Annotated in this window: 21 protein-coding genes; 8 read left to right on the top strand and 13 right to left on the bottom strand. The window is 62.6% G+C overall.

All coding sequences use genetic code 11. The features are described 5' to 3' along the window. Positions 1-49: 49 nt before the first annotated feature. Positions 50-871, top strand: coding sequence for a class I SAM-dependent methyltransferase (locus FHS84_RS04700; protein WP_166930933.1), 822 nt, complete (start codon positions 50-52; stop codon positions 869-871). Here FHS84_RS04700 and FHS84_RS04695 read toward each other — a convergent pair. Further along, the gene (locus FHS84_RS04695; protein WP_166930930.1) at positions 861-1,955 is read right to left on the bottom strand and encodes a serine hydrolase domain-containing protein; all 1,095 of its coding nucleotides are present in this window, start codon (positions 1,953-1,955) and stop codon (positions 861-863) included. The two genes, FHS84_RS04700 and FHS84_RS04695, sit on opposite strands and share 11 nt — an antisense overlap. A 111-nt stretch (positions 1,956-2,066) precedes the next feature. Between FHS84_RS04695 and FHS84_RS04690 the strand changes: the two genes are divergently transcribed. The 4 genes from FHS84_RS04690 to FHS84_RS04675 all read left to right on the top strand — a co-directional run bounded on the left by FHS84_RS04690 (position 2,067) and on the right by FHS84_RS04675 (position 6,966). Next, complete coding sequence (locus FHS84_RS04690; protein ID WP_166930927.1) at positions 2,067-3,677, top strand: patatin-like phospholipase family protein; 1,611 nt, start codon at positions 2,067-2,069, stop codon at positions 3,675-3,677. Between the two features lie 180 nt (positions 3,678-3,857). After that, positions 3,858-5,183, top strand: coding sequence for a B12-binding domain-containing radical SAM protein (locus FHS84_RS04685; protein ID WP_166930924.1), 1,326 nt, complete (start codon positions 3,858-3,860; stop codon positions 5,181-5,183). 27 nt (positions 5,184-5,210) lie between these two features. Further along, the gene (locus FHS84_RS04680) at positions 5,211-5,642 is read left to right on the top strand and encodes a BlaI/MecI/CopY family transcriptional regulator (protein ID WP_208393696.1); all 432 of its coding nucleotides are present in this window, start codon (positions 5,211-5,213) and stop codon (positions 5,640-5,642) included. Next, complete coding sequence (locus tag FHS84_RS04675) at positions 5,635-6,966, top strand: peptidoglycan DD-metalloendopeptidase family protein (protein WP_166930921.1); 1,332 nt, start codon at positions 5,635-5,637, stop codon at positions 6,964-6,966. Before FHS84_RS04680 ends, FHS84_RS04675 begins: the two co-directional genes overlap by 8 nt. 50 nt (positions 6,967-7,016) lie before the next feature. Here FHS84_RS04675 and FHS84_RS04670 read toward each other — a convergent pair whose 3' ends face one another. The 6 genes from FHS84_RS04670 to dnaN form a co-directional block, all read right to left on the bottom strand. After that, on the bottom strand, positions 7,017-7,946 hold the full coding sequence (locus FHS84_RS04670) for an alpha/beta fold hydrolase (protein WP_166930918.1): 930 nt from the start codon (positions 7,944-7,946) through the stop codon (positions 7,017-7,019). 834 nt (positions 7,947-8,780) lie between these two features. Next, the gene (gene gyrB, locus FHS84_RS04665) at positions 8,781-11,234 is read right to left on the bottom strand and encodes a DNA topoisomerase (ATP-hydrolyzing) subunit B (protein WP_166930915.1); all 2,454 of its coding nucleotides are present in this window, start codon (positions 11,232-11,234) and stop codon (positions 8,781-8,783) included. Between the two features lie 13 nt (positions 11,235-11,247). After that, the gene (locus FHS84_RS04660) at positions 11,248-11,865 is read right to left on the bottom strand and encodes a LysE family translocator (RefSeq protein ID WP_166930912.1); all 618 of its coding nucleotides are present in this window, start codon (positions 11,863-11,865) and stop codon (positions 11,248-11,250) included. Further along, complete coding sequence (locus tag FHS84_RS04655) at positions 11,865-12,473, bottom strand: LysE family translocator (RefSeq protein ID WP_166930910.1); 609 nt, start codon at positions 12,471-12,473, stop codon at positions 11,865-11,867. The genes FHS84_RS04660 and FHS84_RS04655 overlap by 1 nt, the downstream gene beginning before the upstream one ends. Positions 12,474-12,475: 2 nt before the next feature. Continuing rightward, positions 12,476-13,726, bottom strand: coding sequence for a DNA replication/repair protein RecF (locus tag FHS84_RS04650; protein ID WP_166930908.1), 1,251 nt, complete (start codon positions 13,724-13,726; stop codon positions 12,476-12,478). A 225-nt stretch (positions 13,727-13,951) separates the two neighbouring features. Beyond that, complete coding sequence (gene dnaN / locus FHS84_RS04645) at positions 13,952-15,073, bottom strand: DNA polymerase III subunit beta (protein WP_166930906.1); 1,122 nt, start codon at positions 15,071-15,073, stop codon at positions 13,952-13,954. A gap of 608 nt (positions 15,074-15,681) precedes the next feature. Between dnaN and FHS84_RS04640 the strand changes: the two genes are divergently transcribed. Then, positions 15,682-17,571, top strand: a complete 1,890-nt coding sequence (locus FHS84_RS04640) for a helicase HerA domain-containing protein (RefSeq protein ID WP_166930904.1) — start codon at positions 15,682-15,684, stop codon at positions 17,569-17,571. Between the two features lie 663 nt (positions 17,572-18,234). Here FHS84_RS04640 and FHS84_RS04635 read toward each other — a convergent pair. From FHS84_RS04635 to arfB, 5 genes are all read right to left on the bottom strand, one after another. Further along, positions 18,235-18,516: a hypothetical protein gene (locus FHS84_RS04635; protein WP_166930902.1), complete on the bottom strand. Its 282-nt coding sequence runs from the start codon at positions 18,514-18,516 to the stop codon at positions 18,235-18,237. 205 nt (positions 18,517-18,721) lie between these two features. Continuing rightward, positions 18,722-20,164 carry a chromosomal replication initiator protein DnaA gene (dnaA, locus tag FHS84_RS04630; protein WP_166930900.1) on the bottom strand — a complete coding sequence of 481 codons (1,443 nt, stop codon included), beginning with the start codon at positions 20,162-20,164 and terminating at the stop codon, positions 18,722-18,724. Between the two features lie 159 nt (positions 20,165-20,323). Continuing rightward, positions 20,324-20,761 carry a rhodanese-like domain-containing protein gene (locus FHS84_RS04625; RefSeq protein ID WP_166930898.1) on the bottom strand — a complete coding sequence of 146 codons (438 nt, stop codon included), beginning with the start codon at positions 20,759-20,761 and terminating at the stop codon, positions 20,324-20,326. 475 nt (positions 20,762-21,236) lie between these two features. Next, entirely contained in the window at positions 21,237-21,503 is a 267-nt protein-coding gene (gene rpsT, locus FHS84_RS04620) for a 30S ribosomal protein S20 (protein ID WP_166930896.1), read from the bottom strand. Positions 21,504-21,653: 150 nt separating this feature from the next. Then, positions 21,654-22,079: an alternative ribosome rescue aminoacyl-tRNA hydrolase ArfB gene (gene arfB / locus FHS84_RS04615; protein ID WP_166930894.1), complete on the bottom strand. Its 426-nt coding sequence runs from the start codon at positions 22,077-22,079 to the stop codon at positions 21,654-21,656. A 64-nt stretch (positions 22,080-22,143) separates the two neighbouring features. Here arfB and FHS84_RS04610 point away from each other — a divergent pair, with 64 nt between their 5' ends. Both FHS84_RS04610 and FHS84_RS04605 read left to right on the top strand, forming a co-directional pair. Then, complete coding sequence (locus tag FHS84_RS04610; RefSeq protein WP_243850680.1) at positions 22,144-22,461, top strand: ArsR/SmtB family transcription factor; 318 nt, start codon at positions 22,144-22,146, stop codon at positions 22,459-22,461. Next, positions 22,454-22,942 (top strand): SRPBCC family protein, encoded by a 489-nt coding sequence (locus FHS84_RS04605; RefSeq protein ID WP_166930890.1) that lies wholly within the window; start codon positions 22,454-22,456, stop codon positions 22,940-22,942. Before FHS84_RS04610 ends, FHS84_RS04605 begins: the two co-directional genes overlap by 8 nt. Positions 22,943-23,057: 115 nt before the next feature. Here the strand turns inward: FHS84_RS04605 and mutM are convergent, their stop codons facing one another. Further along, positions 23,058-23,927, bottom strand: a complete 870-nt coding sequence (mutM, locus tag FHS84_RS04600) for a bifunctional DNA-formamidopyrimidine glycosylase/DNA-(apurinic or apyrimidinic site) lyase (protein ID WP_166930888.1) — start codon at positions 23,925-23,927, stop codon at positions 23,058-23,060.

Raw genomic sequence — 23,927 nt, 5'->3', positions numbered from 1 at the left:
ATTCGCGTCTGCGTGCGGCCGGGAATGACATCTGTGTGAGAGTGCCTCTATGTCCGATAATTCCAAGCAGCACGAATACTGGAACGGCGAAGTTGCCACCAACTGGCTGTCGCGACTCGATCACTTCGAGCGCGGCCTTATGGGCATCAACGAGGCGTTGATGAAGTTCGCCGACCTCAAGCCGGGCATGGACGTGCTCGACATCGGCTGCGGCGCCGGCACCACCACGGAAGAGATCGCCGCCCGTGTCTATCCCGGCCGCGTGCTCGGGCTCGATATTTCGAAGCCGTTGATCGAAGCGGCCCGTGCGCGCTCCTCCGGCGCGGCGTCCTATATCGAGGCCGATGCCTCCGATTTCCCGTTCACGCCGGAATTCGATCTCGTTTTTTCGCGCCTGGGCGTGATGTTCTTCGCCAATCCGGTGGCGAGTTTCGCCAACATCCGGCGCGCGCTGAAGCCGGGCGGGGTGATGAAATTCCTCTGCTGGTGTCCGCAGAACGAGATTTCCTATCTGTCCGAGCCGTATCGCCACGTCCGCGATCTGTTGCCGCCGCTCGATCCGACCCCCGATAACGAGCCGGGGCCGTTCGGTCTGGCCGATAGCGCCCGCACGCTGCGCCTGCTGGAAGATGCCGGCTGGCACGGCGTCCGCATTCGCCGCACCACCCCGCCGTCGCTGATCGGTGCGACGCCGGAAGAGGCCGCCGAGCAGGTGATGAACATGGGGCCGCTGGCCCGTCTGCTGCGCGGGACCGACGATACCACCAAGGCCAAGGTGCACGCGCGCATCACGCCGCTGATGGACAAATGGCGGACCAAGAACGGCATCGAGCCGCCCGCCTGTTGCTGGCTGGTGGAAGCTAGGGCGTAACGGGCGGCGCCAGACCCGGCAGAACGGCTTTCAGTGCGGCTTTGGTGGCTTTGTCGCCGCCCATCTCCTCGCCGGCGTTGGCTGCGGTCAGCGCGCCGTTCTGTGTTTCCGGAAACAGAATGACCAGGGCGTACCAGTTGCCGTCCGAGCCCGAATGGGTCAGGGCCGGACCTTTGACGCCGGCAACCGACTCCAGCGTGCCCCAGGCGATCCCCGCGCGTTCGCCCGTCGCCACCGGAGTCTGCATTTTCCGGTAGGTCGCCGGCTTCAGCAGTTTTCCTTTGCCGTGCACGCCCGCCATCTGATCGAGGCAGAACGCAGCCCAGTCGCGCATGGTCATGTACATGTTGCCGGCCGGCGCGAACATCGCCGGATTGGCGTCCTTGTCGGTGGCGGGTTTGCCCTTGAGGTGGCCGCTGTTCTGGCCCGCACGGGTATTTCCGAACCCTGCGCTGGCCATGCCGAGCGGCTGGAAGACTTCGCGCCGCATCAATGTCTCGAAGTCCGTGCCGGTGACACGCTCGGCGATGACGGCCGCCAGCAGAAAGCCGGTGTTGCTGTAATTGAATTTGGTGTGCGGCGGCACTTCCGGCGCTTCGGTCAGGGCTCGCGCGACATAGGCGAGGCGCTGCTCGGAAAGTGGGCGTTTGTCGCCGTAGAAGGTGTTGAAGTAGGTCATGTCGGAAATATCGTGCGGCAGGCCGGCACGATGCGAGAGCAGGTCGACCAGCGTCACATCGCGGTATTCGGGGCGCATGGTTGCCGCGAGTTCGGGCAGCATCTGCTCAAGTTTCGCGTCCCAAGACAGCTTGCCCTGATCGACCAGTTTCGCAATCAGCGTCGCGGTGATCGGCTTGCCGTCCGAGCCGATGTGCCAGACGTCGGCGGGACCGAGCTTTTCCGTTCCGTCGCTACGCTTGAGTCCGCTGACGCCTTCGCCCGCGATTTTGCCGCCCTGCATGGTCAGTACGGCCAAGCCGGGCGCTCCGGTGCCGGTCAGCGCAGCAGCGGCCGTGGCGTTGAGATCGTTCGCCACTGCGGGAGCGGCAAAAAGCAATGCCGCGAATACGATAGCCGGACGCATGAGACCCTCTCGGATGACGGATGGGTATTTTGTACGCTTGTTGCGGTGGATCTCAAAAGTTGACGAATCTGCTTTCCCTTGGGGTATGATTGCGGACGCGAGGGGGTGTCCATGGATTTTCCGATACGGGCGATAGTGTTGGCAGTCGCGCTGGCAGCAGGCGGCTGTGCGCATCTCGAAAGCATCTATCGTCCGGCCGAGACGGTGGCGCTGAAAAGTCCGCCGCCGCCGCCGGAGGATACGCGGTGTGAGGCCACCCCCGCGGCGTCCTCCGTTCCCTACGATCTCGGCCATCTGAAGGACTGCACCGCGCCCGATACGTTCGTGCTGTTCGCCTTCTCGGGCGGCGGTATCCGCTCGGCGGCATTCGGCTATGGCGCACTGACCGCGGCCCACGGCACCAAACTGGGCGACGACAAGCATTCCTTCTCGCAGGACATCGACGTGGTGTCGGGCGTGTCCGGCGGCTCGTTCACGGCGGCGGCGTTCGCCAGCCATCGCGAGCGGCTGTTTCCGGCTGCGGGCGCCAAGGACTATTACCGCGACAATTTCCTGACCCACGATTTCTTCGCCGACCTTCTGTCGATCTATTTCGCGCCCTGGCACTGGCAATGGATGCTGCCGAACTATTCCTCGCAGGACGAACTGGCGAAGATTTATGCGGCGATGCCGTTCTCGGGGCCATCCGATCCGGTGTTCGCGAAGAGCTATGGCGATCTGGCCAAGGCCGGGCGGCCGATGCTGGTGGTGCAGGCGACCGATTTCGGCAACGAGCAGCCGTTTACGTTCACCCAGCCCGATTTCGATCTCATTTGCTCTGACCTGAATGAATATCCGCTCGGCAATGCGGTAGCGGCGTCGAGCGCGTTCCCGGTGCTGTTCACGCCGATCCGCCTGACCAATCACCATTTCGACGGCAACGGGTTCTGCACGTCCCATCGCCCCGAATGGGTCGACCGCATCCTCGACGCCCCCGAGCCCGAGGACCTGTCGCGTCTCTATTCCCGCGCCCGCGTCGCCAGTACCTACCTGCCGCCGAAGCCGGGTACGCCCAAGCCCAAAGGCGATCCGCCGCGTTCGGTGTTCCTGCAGGACGGCGGCGTCACCGACAACGTCGCGCTGCGCGGCTTCGGCAATACGGCGCTGCCGTATCTCGGCGAGAACGGAGCGGCATGGTCCGAAGAGGTCCGTGCCGGGCTCTGCCGCAGCGGCTGGGATCGCATCCGCCATATCGCGGTCGTCATTGTGGACGGGGAAGCGCAGCCCTCCAACCAGGTCGCTTCGCTACCGTATCTGAACGATCTGCTTCTGATCCTGAACGTCACGTCGAGTGCGATGATCGATGCCAACGGCTTCGAGACCATGCTGGCGACCGATGCGCTCACCAAGCAGATGGCGGTGCAGTTCAAGTCCCTCAATTGCGGCAACAGTCCGCCCGCCGATGTCAAGGCGTGGTTCGCGCGGGTGTCGTTCCAGGATTTGGCCGAGGACACCGCTCTGCCGCCGGAAGCCTGCGACCGCCATGCGCCCGAAGGCTGCACGCTCGGCGACGTCGCCCGCAGCGATACCTCACTCGATTTCAGCGAGGCCCAGGTCGATGCCCTTGTCGCGGCGGGCCGCAGCGCGTTCGCGTGCAATCTGAAACTCAAATCTTTGCTGACTACCCTGAACGCCACGCCGGCCACTGCGCCGCCGCTGCCGTGCCGGCCGCGGAAAAACTAAGGCTGCAGATATTCGGGGGGTGTCACGTCTCGCCAACGGATCCATGACATCAATCCGCAGTTCAGAATCTTCTTGTTCATCGCATTCCCACGATAGTGACCGATTTTTTCATGTCTCGCGAACATTCGCGCACTTGCCAGTGGGCAGCCGTTCGGGAATTGTCTCGACGCGGAGGGGATTATGCCCAAACTACTCATTATTCAGGCCGCCACGTACCGGTCCGAAACCGACCGTCGTCCGATGCGCATCAAGAAGCGCCGGCTGGTCGGTGTGATCATGCCGTATCTGGCGGCACTGGCGCCCCAGGGCTGGGACATCAAGCTGCACGACGACGCCATCTCGGAACCGCCGTACGACGAGCATTTCGACGTCGTGGCGATCACCTGCCGCACCGTGAGCGCCTATCGCGCCTATGAGATGGCCGAGAAGTTCCGCGCGCGCGGCGCGAAAGTCATTCTCGGCGGCCCGCACGCGACCTTCAACACCGCCGAAATGGCGGCGCATTGCGACGGATTGTGCGTCGGCGAGGGCGAAGAGATTTTCCCGCAGATGCTGGAAGACGCCGCCGCCGGACGGCTGAAGCAGATCTATCGCCGCGACACGCCGGCCAGCATGGTCGGTCTGCCGCGGCCGCGCTGGGATCTGGTCGATATGAACAACTACGTGTTCTACCGGCCCTTCGTGATCCAGCATTCGCGCGGTTGTCCGTATACGTGCGATTTCTGCGCCGAGCGCCGTCTGCTCGGCGATTACGGTTATCGCGACCGCCCCGCCGAGGAAGTGGTCGAGGACATCAAGGCCTGCGGCGGCAAGCACATCTTCTTCGCCGCCAGCCAGTTCGTCGGCCACAAAGGCCGCTGCATGGATCTTCTGGAAAAGATGATCCCGCTCAAGGTCAATTGGTCGGCGCTGTTCTCGCCGCGCTTCGGACTGGACGAAAATTTCCTCGACCTCGCCAAGCGCAGCGGCCTGTTGCACGTCAACATGGGCATCGAGAGCATCTCGCAAGGTACGCTCACGACCATGCACAAGAGCGTGAATCACGTCGACACCTATCGGGACATGATTCAAAACCTCAACAAGCGCAACATCTCCTATTCGTTCAATTTCGTCATCGGCGCCGACACCGATACGCCCGACGTGTTCGACGAGACCCTGAATTTCCTGATGGAGATGAAGGTCCCCGCCGCATACTTCAACGTCATGGTGCCGATGCGCGGCACGCCGCTCTACGACCGCGCCAAGCAGGACGGTCGCATCATCGACGAAGAGAACATGGACCGCTGGGCCGGCGTGAAGTGCTACATGAAGCCGAAACACATGACGGCCGAGGAGCTGGTCGCCGGCGTGAAGCGGATGCAGAAGCGCTTCTATTCGTTGCCCAACGTGCTGGGCCGTTTGCGTTTCCCGCCGCGTTCCTACGCCGATTTCGCCAACTGGGAAGTCTGCCTTTCCCAGCGCGCCGTCGCCGACAGCGATATCATGAACGAGTTTTCGGAGTTCTGAGACCCCTCTTGCGGTCGCGGCTGACCTATGCGACAGTTGTCGTATGAAAACGACAACCGCCGTACGGCTGCCATGAGCGGGCCGCGTCCGAACGATTCCGAACTGAAGCTGCTGCGCGAGCTGTGGCGCGTGCCGCGTCTCAGTGCACGCGAACTCCACGATGCCGTCGCGCCGGCCACGGAGTGGAGCTATTCGACCACCCGCAAGGTTCTCGACCGCATGGAGGAGAAAGGCCTCGTTGCGGTGAAGGTCGTGCACGGGCTCAAAACCTATGCCGCCGCGCAGCCCAAGCTCAAAACCCTGGCGCGTCTGATCCAGGACTTTTCGCGCAACGTGCTCGATGCGAGCGCGCCGCTGCCGGTCGCTGCATTCGCGCACAGCAAGCTGATTTCCGGTGACGAGATCGAGAAACTGGAGCGGCTCATCGGCGAACTGGACAAGGACGACGACGATGCCTGACGGTGTCACGCTCGCGGCGGCGGTGATCGCGCTCGGACTGGTTCCGTTGCTGTGGAGCGCGGCCATCGCGGCGGCTCACCGCGGCCGGGCGGAGCGTAGCGGACGCGAAACGGGCGTATTGGCCATCATGCTGGCGCCGGTCGTGGCAGCGCTGGTGTTTTTGGCAATGGGCGGATCGCCGTCCGCGGCGCGGACAACGGTTGCGGTCGCGGTCCATATCGAGCCGCTGTTGCTGCCCGCTGTGCCGTCTCCGGCTCCGGTCGACGGCCTTCGCATCGCCATGCTTGTTGTGCTCGCAGCGTACCTCGCCGGCGCAGGATTGCAGGCGCGTGCCCTCGTTGCCGCGCAACGGCGTTTCCGGCGCGTGGCGGCGGGCGCCGTTCCTCTGGCAGGCCGTCCTGGCGTGTGTATCGCCGCGACCAATCTTCCCGCGTTCGCCGATGGGCAAGGGCGGATCGTGATTTCGCAGCGGCTTCGGCAGGCCTTGGATTCGCGCGCCCTGGACATGATCGTGACCCACGAGCGGGCGCACATCGGACGCGGCGATCCCATCCGGTATGCCGCGCTGGCGTGGATCGATGCGGTATTCTGGTTCAATCCGTTCGTGCGGGCACAGACCCGCAAGTGCCGTCTGGCGGCAGAAGTGGCATGCGATGCTGCTGTCGTCGCGGCGTTCCCAGGCATGCGCAAAGCTTATGCGGCGACGATCGTCGTGGCTTTGCGACATGCCGCCGGAGATGCACTGGCATGCACTCCGGCGGCCATCTCACCCCGAAACCTTGGAGATCACGGTATGAGAATTGAGGAGATTATGAACCCGTCGCCGCGGCGCAGCAAGCGCGCGGTCTTTACCCTGGCTGCCGTTCTGGCCTTGCCGGTGGCAACGTTGCAGCTTGGCTATGCGCAGACTGCGACCGGGCACCAGCCGTTCATGGCGCTGCCGCTGCACGGTCCGATCACCGCCGCTTTCGGCAAGATGCACGATCCTTTCACCGGCAAGATCCGCTTCCACAACGGCGTCGACATCAAGGCGCCGGACGGCACCGATATCGTGGCGCCCGCGGCGGGGCAGGTGACGGCGGTACGGCGGAACGACGGGCCGTATGGAAATGTCATCGAGATCGATCACGGCAACGGGCTGGTGACGCGCTACAGCCATCTCAAGACGATCGAAATCGCCAATGGCGATCGCGTTGCGGCCGGCCAGCTCATCGCGCGGGTCGGCTCCACCGGGCGCAGCACCGGTCCCCATCTCGATCTCCAGGTTTTGCGCAACGGTACACCGGTCAATCCGGCGGAAGTGTTCGATCTGAAAACGAACTGATCCGGTGTACGCCCCCGGTGCAGCACTCCGTAGGTGTGCCGGGGGCGTTTTTATTCGTGCGCCTTCAGGAACGCCGCCACTTCGCGCACCGCTTCGGCATGGCGATTGACCAGGGCGTGGCCGCCGGTGGAATAGATCACGGCGGTGCCGTCCGGCACGGCGGCGGCGAGTTCGCGGGCGCCGGATGCGGTTTCGAAGCTGTCGTCTTCGGCACTGATCGCCAGCACCGGACAGCGCACGTCCTTGAGTTCGCAGCCGCAATCCGGCGACATGTTGTCGAGATCGGCCTTGATGCCCGGAAGGCGCGCCGTGGCGGGCAGGGCATCGAACAGGATGCTCCGTACACGGCGGTTTTCCTTGGCCGACGCGCGGGCCACCACGCGTCCCGGCGTGCCGACCATGAGGCCGCGCAAAGCCGGAATGACGGTGGCGAGCCGCACGCTGGCCCAGCCGAGGAAATCGGATGCGAACAGGGCGATCAGCACGCGCCCGAGAAAGCGCGTTCTGGTCGGCAGATCGGTGGCCGGAACCAGCAGCACCACGGCGCGGCAGCGGTCGGCATGGCGGATCGCGAAATGCAGCGCCGGCCAGGCACCCGCGGAAATGCCGAGCACTGCGGCGTGCTTGACGTCGAGCGTATCGAGCAGTTCCGCCGCCATGTCGGCCTGTGCCGCGGCGCTGGTGTCGTTCGGCAGCGCGGTGCGCAGATACCCGAAACGCGACGGCGCGATCAGACGGAAGCCGTGATCGGCGAGGGCTGCGGTCATGTCGAGCCCTTGATCGAAGCCGCCGCCCGTACCGTGCAGCACGAGGATCGGATCGCCGTGGCCCAGCTCGGCGAAATCGACCGGACCGAACGAGGTCCGCACCACGCGCCCGGTCTCGTCGAGCCGCGCCCGCGTGCGCTTCATGTCGTGGCGATAGAGCAGGGCAGTGGCAAGCCCGGCAGCGAAACTGGAGAGGACGAGAAATCGGCGCAAAGCGTAATCCTCCGGCGAGGCGAAACCACTCTACTGCCGGATGCGTTCGGACGTCGAGAACGCGATCGCTATACCTCTCCCCGAGCGAGCATGGCGCCAGTTTTTCTGCCCCACGAGATGGAATAATCCTAGATGTCATCCCCGGCTGAGCAAGCGTCAGCGCAGCGAAGGGAAGGGGACCCAGGATTTTCAGGCAAGGTGATGTTTGTCGACAAGCAAAAATCCGCGGCAACCGTTTGACGGGGTGCACGCGTGATCACCTGGGTCCCCTTCCCCTCACGCTTCTCGCTTTGCTCGCCGCGTTCGGCCGGGGATGACAGGTGTTGAGGCGAGACTATAACGAATGGCCAAAAATCATATTTCTGTAATTTGTTGAACACGTTTACTTATGGGCTGCGATTGCCTGATCTCTTCAACAGTCATCCTTGGCAAACCAGGAATTCGTTTCTCATCTATGTGGGCATTGAACCACTTAAGTGCGAGGCGGTCCGCTCGTTCTTCTTGCCCTTGATAGACTTCAGGTGAGACTTCCGATTTCGATTTATCATTGCTAATTGCGTGCGCTACTTCGTGCAACACGACATAAATGAAATACCTAACGTCACTCTCATCTTCACCCGAAAAAGAACTCGGGACGATGTGCTCGGAAATTACAATGATCTCTCTATTATTCCGAAACAAAGGCGTTAGGCGCTTTCCGTCACTATTGTTGGGACATACGAAAGCAATCCGGTTCTACCATTCTTCGCAGACATTCAGCGGCAAATAACCAAGCGCCCACTCCCACAATTGACGCGCGTTGTCGTCGCCGTCGAAGAACACGTCAGTCCCCTCTCACACGTCCAGCGTCGCGTACAGCGCATTGTCCTGGATGAACTCGCGGCGGGGTTCCACCACTTCGCCCATCAGCTTGGCGAACAGATCGTCGGCTTCGTCGGCGTGTTCCACCTTGACCTTCAGCAAGGTGCGGGCGTTCTCGTCGATGGTCGTTTCGTAAAGCTGCGACGCGTTCATCTCGCCGAGGCCTTTGTAGCGCTGCAGCGACAGGCCCTTGCGGCCCCAGCCGTAGATCGCGTCCAGCAGCTCGCTCGGCGCGCGCACGTCGACCTTTTCGTCCTTGCGCACCAGCGTGCCGGCCTTGAGATAGACGCTCTTCAGGTCCACCGACATGCGATCGAGCTTGCGGGCGTCGGTAGACGCGATCAGCGCGCCGTCGATCACCACCTTCTCGCGCACGCCGCGCACTTCGCGCCAGAAACTGAGGCCGCCGTCGGCGGTCGGTTCGCCGTGCCAGCCTTGCTCGTACTCGGCGGAAAGCTGGTCGAGCCGCTGCGCGATATCGGCGGCGGCTTCCTGTGCCCTGGCCGCATCGGCGAGCACGTCGGGATTCATCGCCGCCGCGATCGCCGTCTGTTCGAGCACGAATCGCGGATAATGCTGCGGGAAGTTGGCCAGCGCCGCGGACGTGGCGCGCGCCTTCTCGACGATGTTGGTGAGGTCGGCGCCGGTCACCACTTCGCCCGTGTGCAACGTCAACGAAGCGCCTGCGGTGCCTTCGCCGATGAGGAAGTCCTCGAGGGCGCGTTCGTCCTTCAGGTAGTTCTCCGACTTGCCGCGCGTCGCCTTATAGAGCGGCGGCTGGGCGATATAGATGTGGCCGCGCTCGATCAGTTCCGGCATCTGGCGATAGAAGAACGTGAGCAGCAGCGTGCGAATGTGGGCGCCGTCGACGTCGGCATCGGTCATGATGATGATCTTGTGATAGCGCAGCTTGTCGGGGTTGAACTCCTCGCGCCCGATGCCGGTGCCGAGCACCGTGATGAGCGTGGCGATTTCCTGGCTCGACAGCATCTTGTCGAACCGCACGCGTTCGACGTTGAGGATCTTGCCGCGCAGCGGCAGCACCGCCTGGTTGGCGCGGTTGCGGCCCTGTTTGGCCGAGCCGCCGGCGCTCTCGCCCTCGACCAGGAAGAGTTCGCACTTGGTGGGGTCGCGTTCCTGGCAGTCGGCCAGCTTGCCGGGGAGCGAGGCGCCGTCGAGCGCGCTCTTGCGCCGGGTCAGTTCGCGCGCCTTGCGGGCGGCTTCGCGGGCGGCGGCGGCTTCCACCACCTTGCCGACGATGCTTTTCGCTTCCGTCGGATGGGTTTCCATCCAGCCCATCAGCTTGTCGAGCAGCACGTTCTCGACCACCGGGCGCACTTCCGAGGAGACCAGCTTGTCCTTGGTCTGCGACGAGAATTTCGGGTCCGGCACCTTCACCGACAGGACGCAGGTCAAGCCTTCGCGGCAGTCGTCGCCGGCCAGCGCAACCTTGTCCTTCTTGGAAGCCATTCCTTCGGCGTATTTGGTCACCACGCGGGTCAGTGCGGCGCGGAAGCCCGCCAGATGCGTGCCGCCGTCGCGCTGCGGGATGTTGTTGGTGAAGCACAGCATCGTTTCGTGATAGCTGTCGTTCCACGTCAGCGCGACTTCCACCGTGATGCCGTCGCGTTCGCCGCTGATGCAGATCGGCGCCGGGATCAGCGAATTCTTGGTGCGGTCGAGGAAGCGCACGAACTGTTCCAGGCCGCCTTCGTAATGCAGCTTCACCTCTTTCGGCTCGACGCCGCGCTTGTCGGTGAAATGGATCACGATGCCGGAATTGAGGAACGCCAGTTCGCGCAGGCGGTGTTCCAGCGTGGCGAAATCGTATTCGGTCTTGGTGAAGGTATCGGTGGAGGCGAGAAACGTCACCTCGGTGCCGCGCTTGCCCGGTGCATCGCCGACGACCTTCAAGGGCGCCACGACATCGCCGTGGGCGAAGCGGACGTAATGTTCCTTGTCGTCGCGCCAGATGCGCAGGTCGAGCCATTCCGACAGGGCGTTCACCACCGACACGCCGACGCCGTGCAGGCCGCCGGAGACCTTGTAGGCGTTGTCGTCGAACTTACCGCCGGCGTGGAGCTGGGTCATGATGACTTCGGCCGCCGACACGCCTTCTTCCGGATGGATGTCGGTCGGGATGCCGCGGCCGTTGTCGCGCACCGTCACCGAGCCGTCCGGATTGAGGATCACGTCGATGCGGTCGGCATAGCCGCCGAGGGCTTCGTCGATCGAGTTGTCGACGACTTCGTAGACCATGTGGTGCAGGCCCGAGCCGTCGTCGGTGTCGCCGATATACATGCCGGGGCGCTTGCGCACCGCGTCGAGGCCTTTGAGGACCTTGATGCTCTCGGCGCCGTATTCGGACGTGCTGCTGCCGTTTCCGTTGCCGCCTTCGCTCGGGGCATTGTCGTTTTCGTCGCTCATCAACTCACCGCCATTAACTCAGTGCCACCGTGGCACCGGCGCCGGCCATTGCGAGGCCCGCACCTTTGTTGATCCGCCGCCGCGTTCCGGCGTTCGAAACGAACCGGCGCACACGCGCTGCCAGTCCGGCATAACCGATAAGCACCGCCGGCGTGACCGTGAAGCAGGCCGCCGCCAGTTGCAGATACCCCGTAAAGCCGAGGCCGCGGGAGTCGATCACCGTCGGCACCAGCGCCACCCAGAACGCGATGGTTTTGGGATTGCCGGCCGTCATCGCCATTTGCGCCAGGAAGCCGCCGCGCCCGCGCGCCGGAAGATCCGGCATGGTGTCTTCGACCGGTGCGGTCCACATCTTGATGCCGAGCCAGACGAGATAGGCCGCACCCGCCAGCTTGACGACCAGGAACAAAGGTCCCATCGCCTGCGCCAGCGCCGCCAGTCCCGCGACCGACAGCGTCAGCATCAGGAAATCGCCGACGCAGGCGCCCGCCACCATCGGCAGGGCGGCGCGGAAACCGCGGCCGAGGGCGCGCGCGGAAATCGCCATGACGACCGGTCCCGGCGCCATCGCCGCAACGGTGTAGGCGCCGAGAAAGATCAGATAGGAGTGCCACGACATCGTCGCCGCCATCAGCTTACCGCTACTCCTGCGCCGGCACCGGCCATGATGACCGCCGCCGTGCGATTGATGTTTTTGCGCGCCTTGCGGCTCGTCAGCAATGTCCGCACCTGGGCCGCGGCGGCGGCGTAGGCGAGCATGATCGTCGGGATCAGCACCGCCGTCGCCAGCACCAGCTGGCCGTAGCCCGCCGCATTCAAGTGCCGCAAATCGACCACCTGCGGAAACAGCGCCAGGAAGAAGCCCATCGCTTTGGGATTGCCGAGCGTCACCGACAGATGGCTGAAGAAACTCTGGCTCGCCGTGGCGGGAATGACTTCCGGCATCTCGCCGACTTCGGCCGTCCAGTACTTATAGCCCATATAGGCGAGGTAAAGCGCGCCCGCGTATTTGACGATCAGGAACCACGTTCCCATGGCAGCAGCAAGGCCGGCGAGGCCGAACGCCGACAGCGTCATCCACACCAGATCGCCGACCGCGACGCCGGCCGCGCCGGGCATGCAGGAGCGGAATCCCGAGCCCAGCGAGCGCGCCACGATCGCCACCACGCCGGGCCCCGGCACGGCGATGCAGATCGCGTACAGCGTGCAGTAGATGAGGTAGGAGTGCCACGAGATCATAGCTATTCCTGGACCGTAAACCGGCCGTTGTCCACTATGAAAACGTCCGCGCGGCCCTCTAAATTATTGAATAAATTCAAGTCCGTACCGGTCATCCACGCCTGGGCGCCGAGGCTCAGGATTTCCGCGAATAATGCGGCCCTTCTGCGGCCGTCGAGATGGGCTGCGACTTCGTCCAAAAGCAGCAGCGGCGCCTTGCCGTCGCGGCGGCGGGAAAGCTCCCAAGCGTCGGCCAGGATGATGGACACCAGCAGCGCTTTCTGCTCGCCGGTGGAGCATTCGCGGGCATCGGCGCGCTTGACGACATGGCGGACGGCGAGATCGGAGCGCTGCGGGCCTTTGGTGGTGTGGCCGCTCTCGGCATCGGCGATGCGGGCGCGGGCGAAGGCGTCGCGCAAGGCGTTTTCGGCGTCGGCGCCGGCTTCGGCCACCAGCGCATCGGTCTCGCCCTCCATCGCCAGTTGCGCCTGCGGGAAGGCGCCGGCTTCGCCGCGTTCGGCCAGCATGGCGTTGAGCCGCGCCACGGTCTCGCTGCGGGCCTGCGCCAGGGCCGCACCGGCTTCCGCCATTTCCCTTTCGAGGCCATCGAGCCACATCGGATCGCGCGGGCCGTATTTGAGCAGTTTTGCGCGCTCGCGCATCGCCGTTTCGTAGCGCACCGCGCGGCGGCCGTGGGCGGGATCGAAGCCGAGCACCAGCCGGTCGACGAAACGGCGGCGGCCCGAAGCGCCTTCCGAGAACAGCCGGTCCATGGCGGGCGTCAGCCAGGTCATTTGCACGACGTCGCCGAGATCGGCGCTGGAGGAGGCCGGCACGCCGTTGAGCCGCACCTGACGCCGCTCGCCGCCGCCGGGGCCGATCGACAGGCCGGTGCCGATTTCATAGGTCTCGCCGCCGCGCGTGACCGTCGCGGCCACCGCCCACAACGCTTCCGACGGCAGCTTTTCTATTGGTTGTGCGCCCGGACGGCGAACCGCTTCACACTTCGCCTGGGCGCACAACTGCGGTCCTCTGCGGATGTGTTCGGAGAGTTTGGCGCCGCGCAGGCCGCGTCCGGGCGCGAGCAGCGAGATGGCGTCGAGCACATTGGTTTTGCCGGCGCCGTTCGGTCCCGCCAGCACGACGGGACGGCCGCTGACCACCAGCTCGGCGCTGGCATAGGAGCGGAAATTGGTGAGCTGGATTCGCGTCACGGCGAGACGGACGTCGCGCTTCGGCTCCGCTCCCGTCTCAGGCTGACGCTCAGTTTCCATTCAAGATCTGTCCGCAATCACAAACTGTGTCATCCCCGGCCGATCCTGCATAGCCGAAGGCGGCGCAGGAGAGGGGAAGGGGACCCAGGTCCAAGCGCCAAGAAGGCTCCAAAAGAATGGGCCGGAACCTGTTCTTCAACACCGTGCTGCTCTGACACCTGGGTCCCCTTCCCCTCGCTGCGCTTCGCTTGCTCAGCCGGGGATGACATGCGGGGAAGCAGGTCCTCACACCCGCATGGGCATGAGGACGTAGAGCGTGCGCAGGTCGTCCGGGTCCTCGATCACGGTGGGCGAGCCCGCGTCCGACAGAAGGAACCGCACCGACTTGCCTTCGACCTGGCCGGTGATGTCGAGCACGTACTTGGCGTTGAAGCCGATCTCGATCGGGGTGGCCGAGTAGTTGGCCGCCAGTTCTTCCGTCGCCGTGCCGCTTTCCGGATTGACCACGGTCAGCGTGACCTTGTCCTTGGCGATGCCGAGCTTCACCGCGCGGGTCTTGTCGGCGGAGATGGTCGACACGCGATCGACCGCGAGGCCGAATTCCTTGGCTTCGAGGCTGAGGGCCTTGTCGTTGCCGGAGGGAATGACGCGCTGGTAATCGGGGAAGGTGCCGTCGATCAGCTTCGAGGTGAGATCGACGCCGTTGAAGGCGAACTGGATCTTGGTGTCGCTAAGCGCGATCTCGATGGCGCCGTCGGCGTCGTCCAAGAGGCGGCGCAGCTCGGCGACGGTCTTGCGCGGCACAATCACGCCCGGCATGTCGCTGGCGCCTTCCGGCAGTTCGAGTTCGAAGCGGGCGAGGCGATGGCCGTCGGTGGCGACGGCGCGCAGCGTGGCGGCCTTCTCCTCCTTGGCGGCGTGGACGTAGATGCCGTTGAGATAGAACCGCGTCTCTTCGGTGGAGATGGCGAAGCGCGTCTTGTCGATCAGGCGCTTCAAGTCGTCGGCGGCGAGGCGGAAGCGGTGCGGCAGCGCGCCGGCGGCCATCTGCGGGAAGTCTTCTTTGGGCAGGCAGGCGAGTTCGAACCGCACCGTGCCGGCCGAGACCTGCAGCCGCCCGCTGTCGCCGGCGAGCAGTTCGACCTGCACTTGCGCCCCGTCGGGCAGCTTGCGCACGATGTCGTAGAGCATGTGAGCGGGCGCGGTGGCGGCGCCGTTGCGCAGCACGTCGGCGGGCAGCGCCTCGACGATTTCGATGTCGAGATCGGTGGCGGTGAGCTTCACCTGGCCCTTGGCCGCTTCGACCATGACGTTCGAGAGAATTGGGATGGTGTTGCGCCGTTCGACGACGCTCTGGACGTGGCTCAGCGCCTTGAGGAAGGCTCCGCGTTCGACGTTGATCTTCATGACTGCCGCACCCTGATAGGGGACGCCCCGACCTGCGGGGCCTCCCGAAGTGACTCTCACCTGATGTGAAGCGCCTCGCCAGCGGCCCCCGCCGCGCCCGCGCCCGCACCGAAACTGTCATCGAACCATTCCGCCGCCAAAAGACGCCGGTAAGTCCTTGATTTCCTTGAGGTGGAATCCGCCAGACTCAAGTGCGAAACAATAGCAGGCGGAGGCCTAGAACGCTAGCGGGTGCAGGGGGTTAGGGCACCTGACCTCGCCCCCACTTCCGGGGGAGAGGTCGACGTCCGCAGCGCGAGCGAAGGACGGCGGGTGAGGGGGTGCCGCCATCTGGATCGCCGCCCATCATTTCGCACACCATCACCTCGCCCCCACTTCCGGGGGTGGAGTAGCGTCAGCGTACGACCGTCGACGTCCGCAGCGCGAGCGAAGGACGGCGGGTGAGGGGGTGTCGCCACAAAACACGGTGCTGAAATTCGCGACGACCCTTTCTGCCCTCGCACACGCTTAAGTACTCGAGTGATGGCGACAGAATTGCGCATCAGACTCCGTCTGCTGGTGTCACCCACAACAAATGCCTACGCTGTTGCGATTAGCAGGGGGGAGCAATGGATAATCTCGTCAACTCGCTCAAATCACGCGTGTTATGCTTGTTCGCCGACATGGTACTGCTGTGGTTGGCATTTGCATTAACGAGTGGTCGGTTCCTTCCGACAGGTGGTTTGGAGAGCGTCTGGCTCTTGAGTGCAATTGCGTATCTCTTCTTCAGGTTAGTTTCTTCTCCTTGGTTCGCGCCACCACGCGATGCATTGGCTAATGCGGTGGGCGCTTCCGCGATTCTCGTGACTCTCGATCTAGGCGGCGTTCGGAACGTTGGCCCTTACCTGGATTTACTGCGCTACATCTGCATTGCTTATACCGGCGTTGCATCCATCTGTGCGGTGGTTGCGCTAGTACTCCATGATGATCGGCCTGGCAGTCCAATCGCGCTCGCTGCATTCCGGACTTCGACGGTTCTGGGAAAAGGTGAAGTTCTCTACACGCCGCCAGCGATCATATCGATAATTGGTTCGTATCAAGATGCACCCGTCTCTATGGGAATACTGCTGACGCTTTGGGTCATCTTTTTGACTGCAAAGCCGGTGGAACGCTTTGCATCGATATTCGCTGCGTTAACAAAAGCACGAGAAGATAAGGTTAGTGCCCCAGACGTTGGAACCATTGAACGAATTGATTATCCAAACATCGTGAGAGTGAAGCTAGCTAAGGGGGCGGCATGGAATTCCGGAACACTCTATATAGCTGGAGTGTGCGATGGGGAGGTTCGCTACACGTTAGCTCTTTTTCGCCAGATACAAGGCGCAGAAGTTATTGGAACTGGGCTGTGTATTGCTACCGCCGATCCGACAAAGACTCTGCCCGTCGGTCGGGTTAGGGCGTCGCATGATGCAGAGCTAGCAGCTCAGTTCATTGAAAAGCTAAGCGGGTCTCCCGGAGCGGAACTTGTGGGGTTTACCGTAGAGAATTCAAATATAGGCATTATCCGATTTGAGATTGCCAGTGACTCTCCTTTGTCTGAGGGTGATGTCGTATTTGCATCTATTCGTCAGCAGGATATTTTTTATCAGATCATTGATGCTGAAACGGCAGAGGAGAGCTTTGATCAAAATCCACGAGGAACATGCATTATCCGAGCGGCTCAACTCGGCAGCTATTCGCCAGAAAAAGGGTTTGTGAAATTCCCATGGGTGCCCTCGATGAACTCGCCATTGTTTTGGGCCAAGAAATGCGAGTTTTTACGACCCCATTTGAATCCATCAGAGTTTCTGGTGGGGGATGTTCCGTCCACGAACATCAGTGTTGTTGCAGATCTGAACCATCTGGTCGAATACCATACGGCAGTTCTTGGTGTCACAGGCACAGGAAAGACAGAACTCGCGCTCGACATCGTTCGAGAGGCGGTGTCGAGGAATACAAAAGTTTTTTGCGTCGATTTTACGGGTGAGTACAAAGCACGGCTTGCTGATTTGCATCCGACCAGCCCAACCCCGACTGAAGATCAAGTCGCCGATTTGGAAAAGAAACTATTCGAAGCAGAGACAGGCGCGTACGGAGCTGGTCAAGAAAAGAGAATCCTGAAGGAAGCTATTAGTTCGATAAAAGGTGAGGTGGAGCAGCAGATCTCAGATTTTCTTGTGAAAGAAGATGATCGTCTCGCCATACTTGAATTGGGAGAAATTGCTAATACCAAAGCTACATTGCGCCTAACGGAGCTTTATCTATCGTCAATTATGATGTGGGCGCGCAGGCATAGAAAGGCGCGCCAAATTCTAATTGTTCTCGAAGAGGCGCATACAATTATTCCGGAAACGCATGGCGCAGGATTTGATTTCGACACTCAATGGGTTGTTAGCCGGATCGGTCAAATCGCCCTGCAAGGACGGAAAATATGGGGTTGGTCTTCTGATCGTCAGCCAGCGGACCGCGCTTGTGAGTAAGACTATTTTGTCTCAGTGCAATACGTTCTTCGCCCATAGTTTGGTTGATCAAACAAGTTTGACGTTCCTGGAAAGTGTGTTCAGCCCCGCGCATGTGAAGATGATTCCAAATCTCCGCTTCTTAGAGTGTTTGGCGTATGGAAAAGCATTGCGGAGCGAGCGGCCAATACTGATGCGCCGCGCTTACGATGATGAGAAGGCGAAAGCGAGCGAAGCGCTGAATTCCACTCCGAATTAGTTTCTATGGGTATTCGCAACAGAGCTGCTCATCTTGTGGCGAGAAGGCCCCCTCGTCTCGGCGCTGACGCGCCGATCCACTTCCCCCCGTGAACGACGGGGGGCAGAAAAGAAGGTCGCCGCGCCTCCGCGTCTCCGCGTGCTCTCTTGCAGCGCAGCGCGTGTTGCGTCCTGGAATACCTCCATCTCGCACATTAAATCGTGCGCGCCGTCGCGGGCGGGGCTTGAAGCGGCGGCGAGCGGTTCCCACCTCTCATCCTGAGTGCGGCCACGCATGGGTCCTGCACCCCACCAATCTATCAGAGGCAAAGGTGCCGACGTCGGCGTCCGCGTGACAACGGACCCGCCGGCCTGCCGTAGCTTCGGGCCCGCAGGGATGCGGGCCTTTACCTTAGGGGCCCGCGAAAACGCAAACCGGCGGCACGCTCACCAGTGATCGGTGCGCCAAGTCTTTGCGTTTTCGTCCCACCAGCCCTTGTAGCGGCGCCAGCACCACTCGTGGACCTCGGTGAGTTTTTCGCGCGCCTTCATGCCGTGGCCGCTGTCGGCGCCGTACTTGGCGATGACGCGGTCGACCTTCTCCTGCACGCGCTCGTAGCGCATGCGGCAGGTGGCGATGTCGCTGTTGGTGGCCGTGGTGTCGGCGGCAAAGGCAAGCGGGCTCAGCGCCAGCACGACAGCGCCGGCGCAGACGATCGATTTCAGCATTCGGAAAATCCCCCGGATTCAATCCCCGGCGGGCAGACTAATCCCCGCCGGCGGCAGGGCGCAAAAGAAAACCGCCCGCCTCTCGGTGTGAGAAGCGGGCGGTTTACCGCGGCATAGCCCCGAAGGGCGGCGCCGGGCGCCCGGAAATTCGTTTCCCCTCCCGGCTGCTACGCCGGCCTGAAATGAACTTCGGGTCCTATGCGGGCTAGACCGGACGCGTCAGCACGCTGCGGAGGAATTCGACTTCGGTCTTGAACTCCTTGTCCTCTTGGCACAGCGCTTCGACGCGGCGGCAGGCGTGCAGCACCGTGGTGTGATCGCGGCCGCCGAAGCGCCGTCCGATTTCCGGCAGCGAGCGCGTCGTCAGGATGCGGGCGAGGTACATCGCCACCTGGCGCGGGCGCGCGACGCGGCGGGCGCGTTGCGGCGAATGGAAATCGCGCACGTCGAGTTTGTAGTACTCGGCGGTCTTGCGCTGGATGTCCTCGATCGAGGTCTTCTTGGTGCCGGTCGAACGCAGGCCGACGGCTTCCTCGGCCATCTCCGCCGTGACCGGCTTCTTGGTGAGGTCGGCATAGGTCGCGAGCTTGGTGAAGATCGCGATCAGTTCGCGAGGGCTGGCGTCTTCGATGTCGGCGATGCGCTCGAGCACGTCTTCCGGAATGGCCACGCCGGGACGCAGGCGTCCGAACTCGGCGGCGCGGTGCTTGAGGATATCAAGCCGCGTGTCGCGGTCGGGCTTGGCGAGTTGCAGCACGAGGCCGCCGGAGATGCGGCTCTTGATGTCGGCGCCAAGGCCTTCGAGGGCGGCGGGCGCGCGGTCGGCGGCGATCACCACCTTGCGGCGCAGGTCGGCGAGGGCGTTGACCGTATAAAGGAACTCCGAGGCGGTCGCGGCCGAGCGGCAGATGTGCTGCAGGTCGTCGATGATGAGCACGTCGGCGGAGCGCAGCTCTTCCTTGAAGTTGAGCGTGTCCTTCCGATAGAGGGCGCCGAGGAAGTGGCGCATGAAGTCTTCGGCCCTGAGGAACAGCACCTTCTTGGCGCGCTTCCTGAACTCCAGGGCGGCGGCGTTGAGCAGGTGGGTCTTGCCGTAGCCGAAGCCGCCATGGATGTAGAGGATGGTGAGGTCGCCCGAACGGCCTTCGGCGAAGGCGCGCGCGGCGCTGTGGCCGAACTCGTTGTCCTGGCCGGGAATGAAGGAGTCGAAGGTCTGCTGCGGATGCAGCATGCGGCTCCATAGGCCCTGTCCCTGGCTGTTGGCACCTTCCGGGCCGACGTGCGGCATATAGGAGACGTTCGAGGGCGGAATGACCGGCTGGGGCGTGATGTGGACCGGTTCCTTCGACACCAGCGGCGCGATCTGCGACGGCGCCGAGGCGACGACGATGGCGATCGAGGCGGGTTCGGCGTTCTCGGCACGGAAGGCGCGTTCGATCCGGGCGATGTAGTGGTTGGCCACCCAATTGCGCACGAACGGCTTGGCGGCGCCGATCTTGAGGTCGTCCTTGTCCCAGTTCTCCAGGGTCAAAGGCGCGATCCACGCATCGAAGATCGGATCACCGAGTTCCTTGCGAAGACGTTCGCGCACCCGTACCCAAAGGGTCTGCCAATCCTTCGTGGCCGGCTTGTTTGTCGACTGTCCCATAATCCCACACCCGCTAATACCCGGCACGCTGTTCTGTTATTGCGTGCCAAATGTTTGTTGTTCGAACCCCCCGGACCCTTCCGCGGCCCGGTCTAGTTGCCTCCTGGGCGCCGACCCCGCGGCGCCATCACCTTTCGCATGGCATCCTCCCTTGATCTTTTATGACTGCACCCACGGAAGGCCTGCCGCCTTCCATCCATTGTTCTTGCCGCGGTGGTGTTCGGCGTCGAGATCGCCCTCGAACCCGCCCGCGATGTTGTAGCTGTTCGTGTAGCCTGCGGCCGTCGCTGCAATCGCGGCGGCACGCGACCGCGCGCCCGAACGGCACAGGAAGTAGATGGCGATGTCTTGCGCAGGTCCTAACGCGGCGGTGAGCGCAGCCAAGAAACCTGTGTTCGAATCCATCCGCGGAAACGACACCCATTCGATGCAATGCACCCGGCGTCCCACGGGGGAGAGGTCCGGCAGTCCGACGAAGGTCCACTCTGCCGTCGTGCGCACGTCCACCAGCTGGGCCCGCGCGTCCGCCTGGAGCGCTGACCATGCTTCCGTGACGCTGACGTCACCTGCATAGCTGGAGGGAAGGGAAGTGGCCATATTCGTACAGTCCGAAGAAACGTCCTCGCGCGATCGGAAGGATCCCGTCGCTTTAAGTATTCAGTTTTGGTTTTTACTTGGTTTTACTGCGAAGTCGTCACATCTGGACTTCGAGATGCACACAACGCCCTTCTCTGTATTTTCTTTTTTCTAGGCATTGTTGTTATCTCGTGCCTCCACCGTGGATAACCTTAAGCAAAAACCCTGGGGGCGGGCAAGGGGACATAGCGAGAACATAAAAGATTCTATGACGAATCGATGATGCTGGCCCTATTCCTAACTGTATGTTCTTTATACTGAAAATCTAATCGTCGTGGTTAATTTCGGCGAATCAGTAGCTTACCGAATCGAAACTGTCATGCTGCGGTGCACTGCGGCGTTTTGGAGTGTTCGTCAGCGCACGGACAAATAAAAACGGGCCCAAAACAATCTTGGACCCGTTTTCACAAATTCTGCAAGAGTCAAGCGATGGCGATCACTTCGCCAGCTTGGCGACCCGCTTGGAGAGGCGAGAAACCTTCCGGGAACCGGTATTCTTGTGGACAACGCCCTTGGAGACGCCGCGCATGATTTCCGGCTCAGCGGCCTTGAGGGCCTCCTGGGCAGCCTTGGCGTCGCCGGAAGCAATGGCTTCCTCGACCTTCCGCACATAACCGCGGATGCGGGTCTTGCGCGAGTGGTTGATGGCCTCACGTTTGGCGGTGGTCCGGGTGCGCTTCTTGGCTGACGCGATATTCGGCATTGGTCGGTTACTTCCCTAAAGAGGCGGGGCGTATAGCCCGTGGGCGGGCGCGGGTCAATGTTCGGCAGCCCCTGGGGCCGCGGCTTTTTTCCGCCGTTGGCCGCCCGTGTCCGGCTGGCCGCTATCCGGGAGGGGCTGGCGCCCGGATGGTTACTCGTCCCGGACCCGGCCGCGGTTCCGTTTCAGGTCGGAATGCTTCTTCTTGTGTTGCAGCCGTTCCTCCTTGGCGCCGCGGGAGGGTTTGGTCTTGTAGCGCTTCTTAGGCTCGACCGTAGCGGCCAGGATCAGTTCGACGAGGCGGGCGCGAACATCCTCCCGGTTGCGGTTCTGGTCGCGGAATTTGCGGCCCACCAGCACCAAAGCCCCGTCCTTGGTGAGGCGGCTTTTGAGGGTCGACATCAGGCGGAAGCGCACCGGCTCGGGCAGGGACAGGCTGAGGGCGACGTTGAAGCGAAGCTGCACCGCGCTCGAAACCTTGTTGACGTTCTGGCCGCCGGGGCCGGAGGCGAGCACGAAGCTTTCCTCCAACTCGCGTTCGTCGATGGCGATCTCGGGCGTGATGCGAATCTCAGGCATGGTTGATTTTAGCGCGGCGGCTTGACATGCAACCAAATGGTTGCCTATCGTCTCTCCCATGAGCATGGATGCGGTCTTCAAGGCATTGGCCGACCCGTCGCGGCGGCAGCTTCTGGACCGGCTCCAGGCCCGGAACGGGCAGACGCTGGCGAGCCTTTGCGACGGCATGGAGATGTCGCGCCAGGCAGTGGCCAAGCATCTGTCGCAGCTTGAGGCGGCAAATCTCGTCGTCGTGCAGTGGCACGGGCGTGAAAAACTGCACTTCCTCAATCCCGTTCCCATCAACGAGATCGCCGAGCGGTGGATCGGCAAATACGAGCGCCATCGGGTGCAGGCGCTTCACGATCTGAAAACCAAACTCGAAGGGAACAGCGATGACTGAGCAGTTCATCTACGTCACCTATATCCGCACCACGCCCGAAAAGTTGTGGCAGGCGCTGACCGATCCGACGTTCGTCCGCCAGTATTGGTTCGGCATGACCCAGGAATGCTCCTGGGAGAAAGGCGCGCCTTGGACCCTGAAGTTCCAAGACGGCAAGATCGCCGATGCCGGCGAGGTTCTGGAAGCCGATCCGCCGCGGCGGCTGGTTCTCAAATGGCGTCACGAACTCATTCCCGAGATGAAGCAGGAAGGGTTTTCACGTTGCGTCATGGAGATCGAGGCAAACGGCGAACTCACCAAGCTCACGGTGACCCATTCTATCGATAAGGAACGATCGAAGCTGTTAGGTTCCGTTTCCGGCGGCTGGCCGAAAATCCTGTCGAGCTTGAAGACGCTGCTCGAAACCGGCGCGCCGTTGCCGGTCCCGGCCAGCGAAGCGACTAAGATGGACGAAATGCGCGCCAAAGCGGCGGCGCATTAAAGTGCTGTCAGGGGCTTGAAAGAGCCGGGGCTGATGCCCACTTCTAAAATATCACCGTAGCTGTCGAGCAGGTCGCTTCTCGTTCCCGAGGGCGGCCTGTTCTTTTATGGAACCGTCACTTCTGGCATTTCGGGCAGTAGAAGGTACTGCGGCCGGCCTGGACGATGCGCTTGACCGTGCCTTGGCATGACGGGCAGGGCTCGCCTTCGCGGTCGTAGACCTGGAACCGGTGCTGGAAGTTGCCGAGATTGCCGTCGGCCTGCCGGTAATCGCGCAAGGACGAGCCGCCTGCCGCGATGGCTTCCGTCAGCACCGTCTTGATGGCATCGGCGAGAACCGGGATTTCTGCCGCGCGCACTTTTCCCGCCAGCCGCTTCGGCGAGATGCGGGCCCGGAACAGCGCTTCGCAGGCGTAGATATTGCCGATCCCGGCGATCACACGCTGGTCGAGCAGTGCGGACTTGATCGGAGTCTTCTTGCCCTCAAGGACGGCCGCCAGATAGTCGGCATGAAAATGGTTCGACAACGGTTCGACGCCGAGGCCTTCGAACAATTTGTCGTCGTCCAGGGTCTCGGTCGCAACCAGGGTCATCAGCCCGAAGCGTCGCGGATCGGTGAAGACGATACGCGCCGGTGCATCGGTCTCGAACACCACATGGTCGTGCTTGCCGGAACCGGCGCCCGCAGGTGCGGCATCGTAGACGTATTGGCCGAGCTTCTTGACCCCGCCTTCGGCATAGACCGCCATGCGGCCGCTCATACCGAGATGGATCACCAGCGTCTCGCCGTTGTCGAGTTCGGCCAAAAGGTATTTGGCCCGGCGCCGCAGCGTTTTCACGCGCTTTCCCGTTAACCGCTTGGCGAAATCGCGCGGGAAGGGCACGCGCAGGCCCCCGCGCCGGGTCTCGACCTTCGTTAACCGGCGACCTTCCAGAACGGGCGCAAGTCCCATACGGACGGTTTCGACTTCTGGGAGTTCGGGCAT

The sequence above is a fragment of the Rhizomicrobium electricum genome (assembly GCF_011762045.1).
Classification (GTDB): domain Bacteria; phylum Pseudomonadota; class Alphaproteobacteria; order Micropepsales; family Micropepsaceae; genus Rhizomicrobium; species Rhizomicrobium electricum.
The sequence above is the reverse complement of the archived record's forward strand: the minus strand, read 5'-3'. Positions and strand labels throughout refer to the sequence as shown.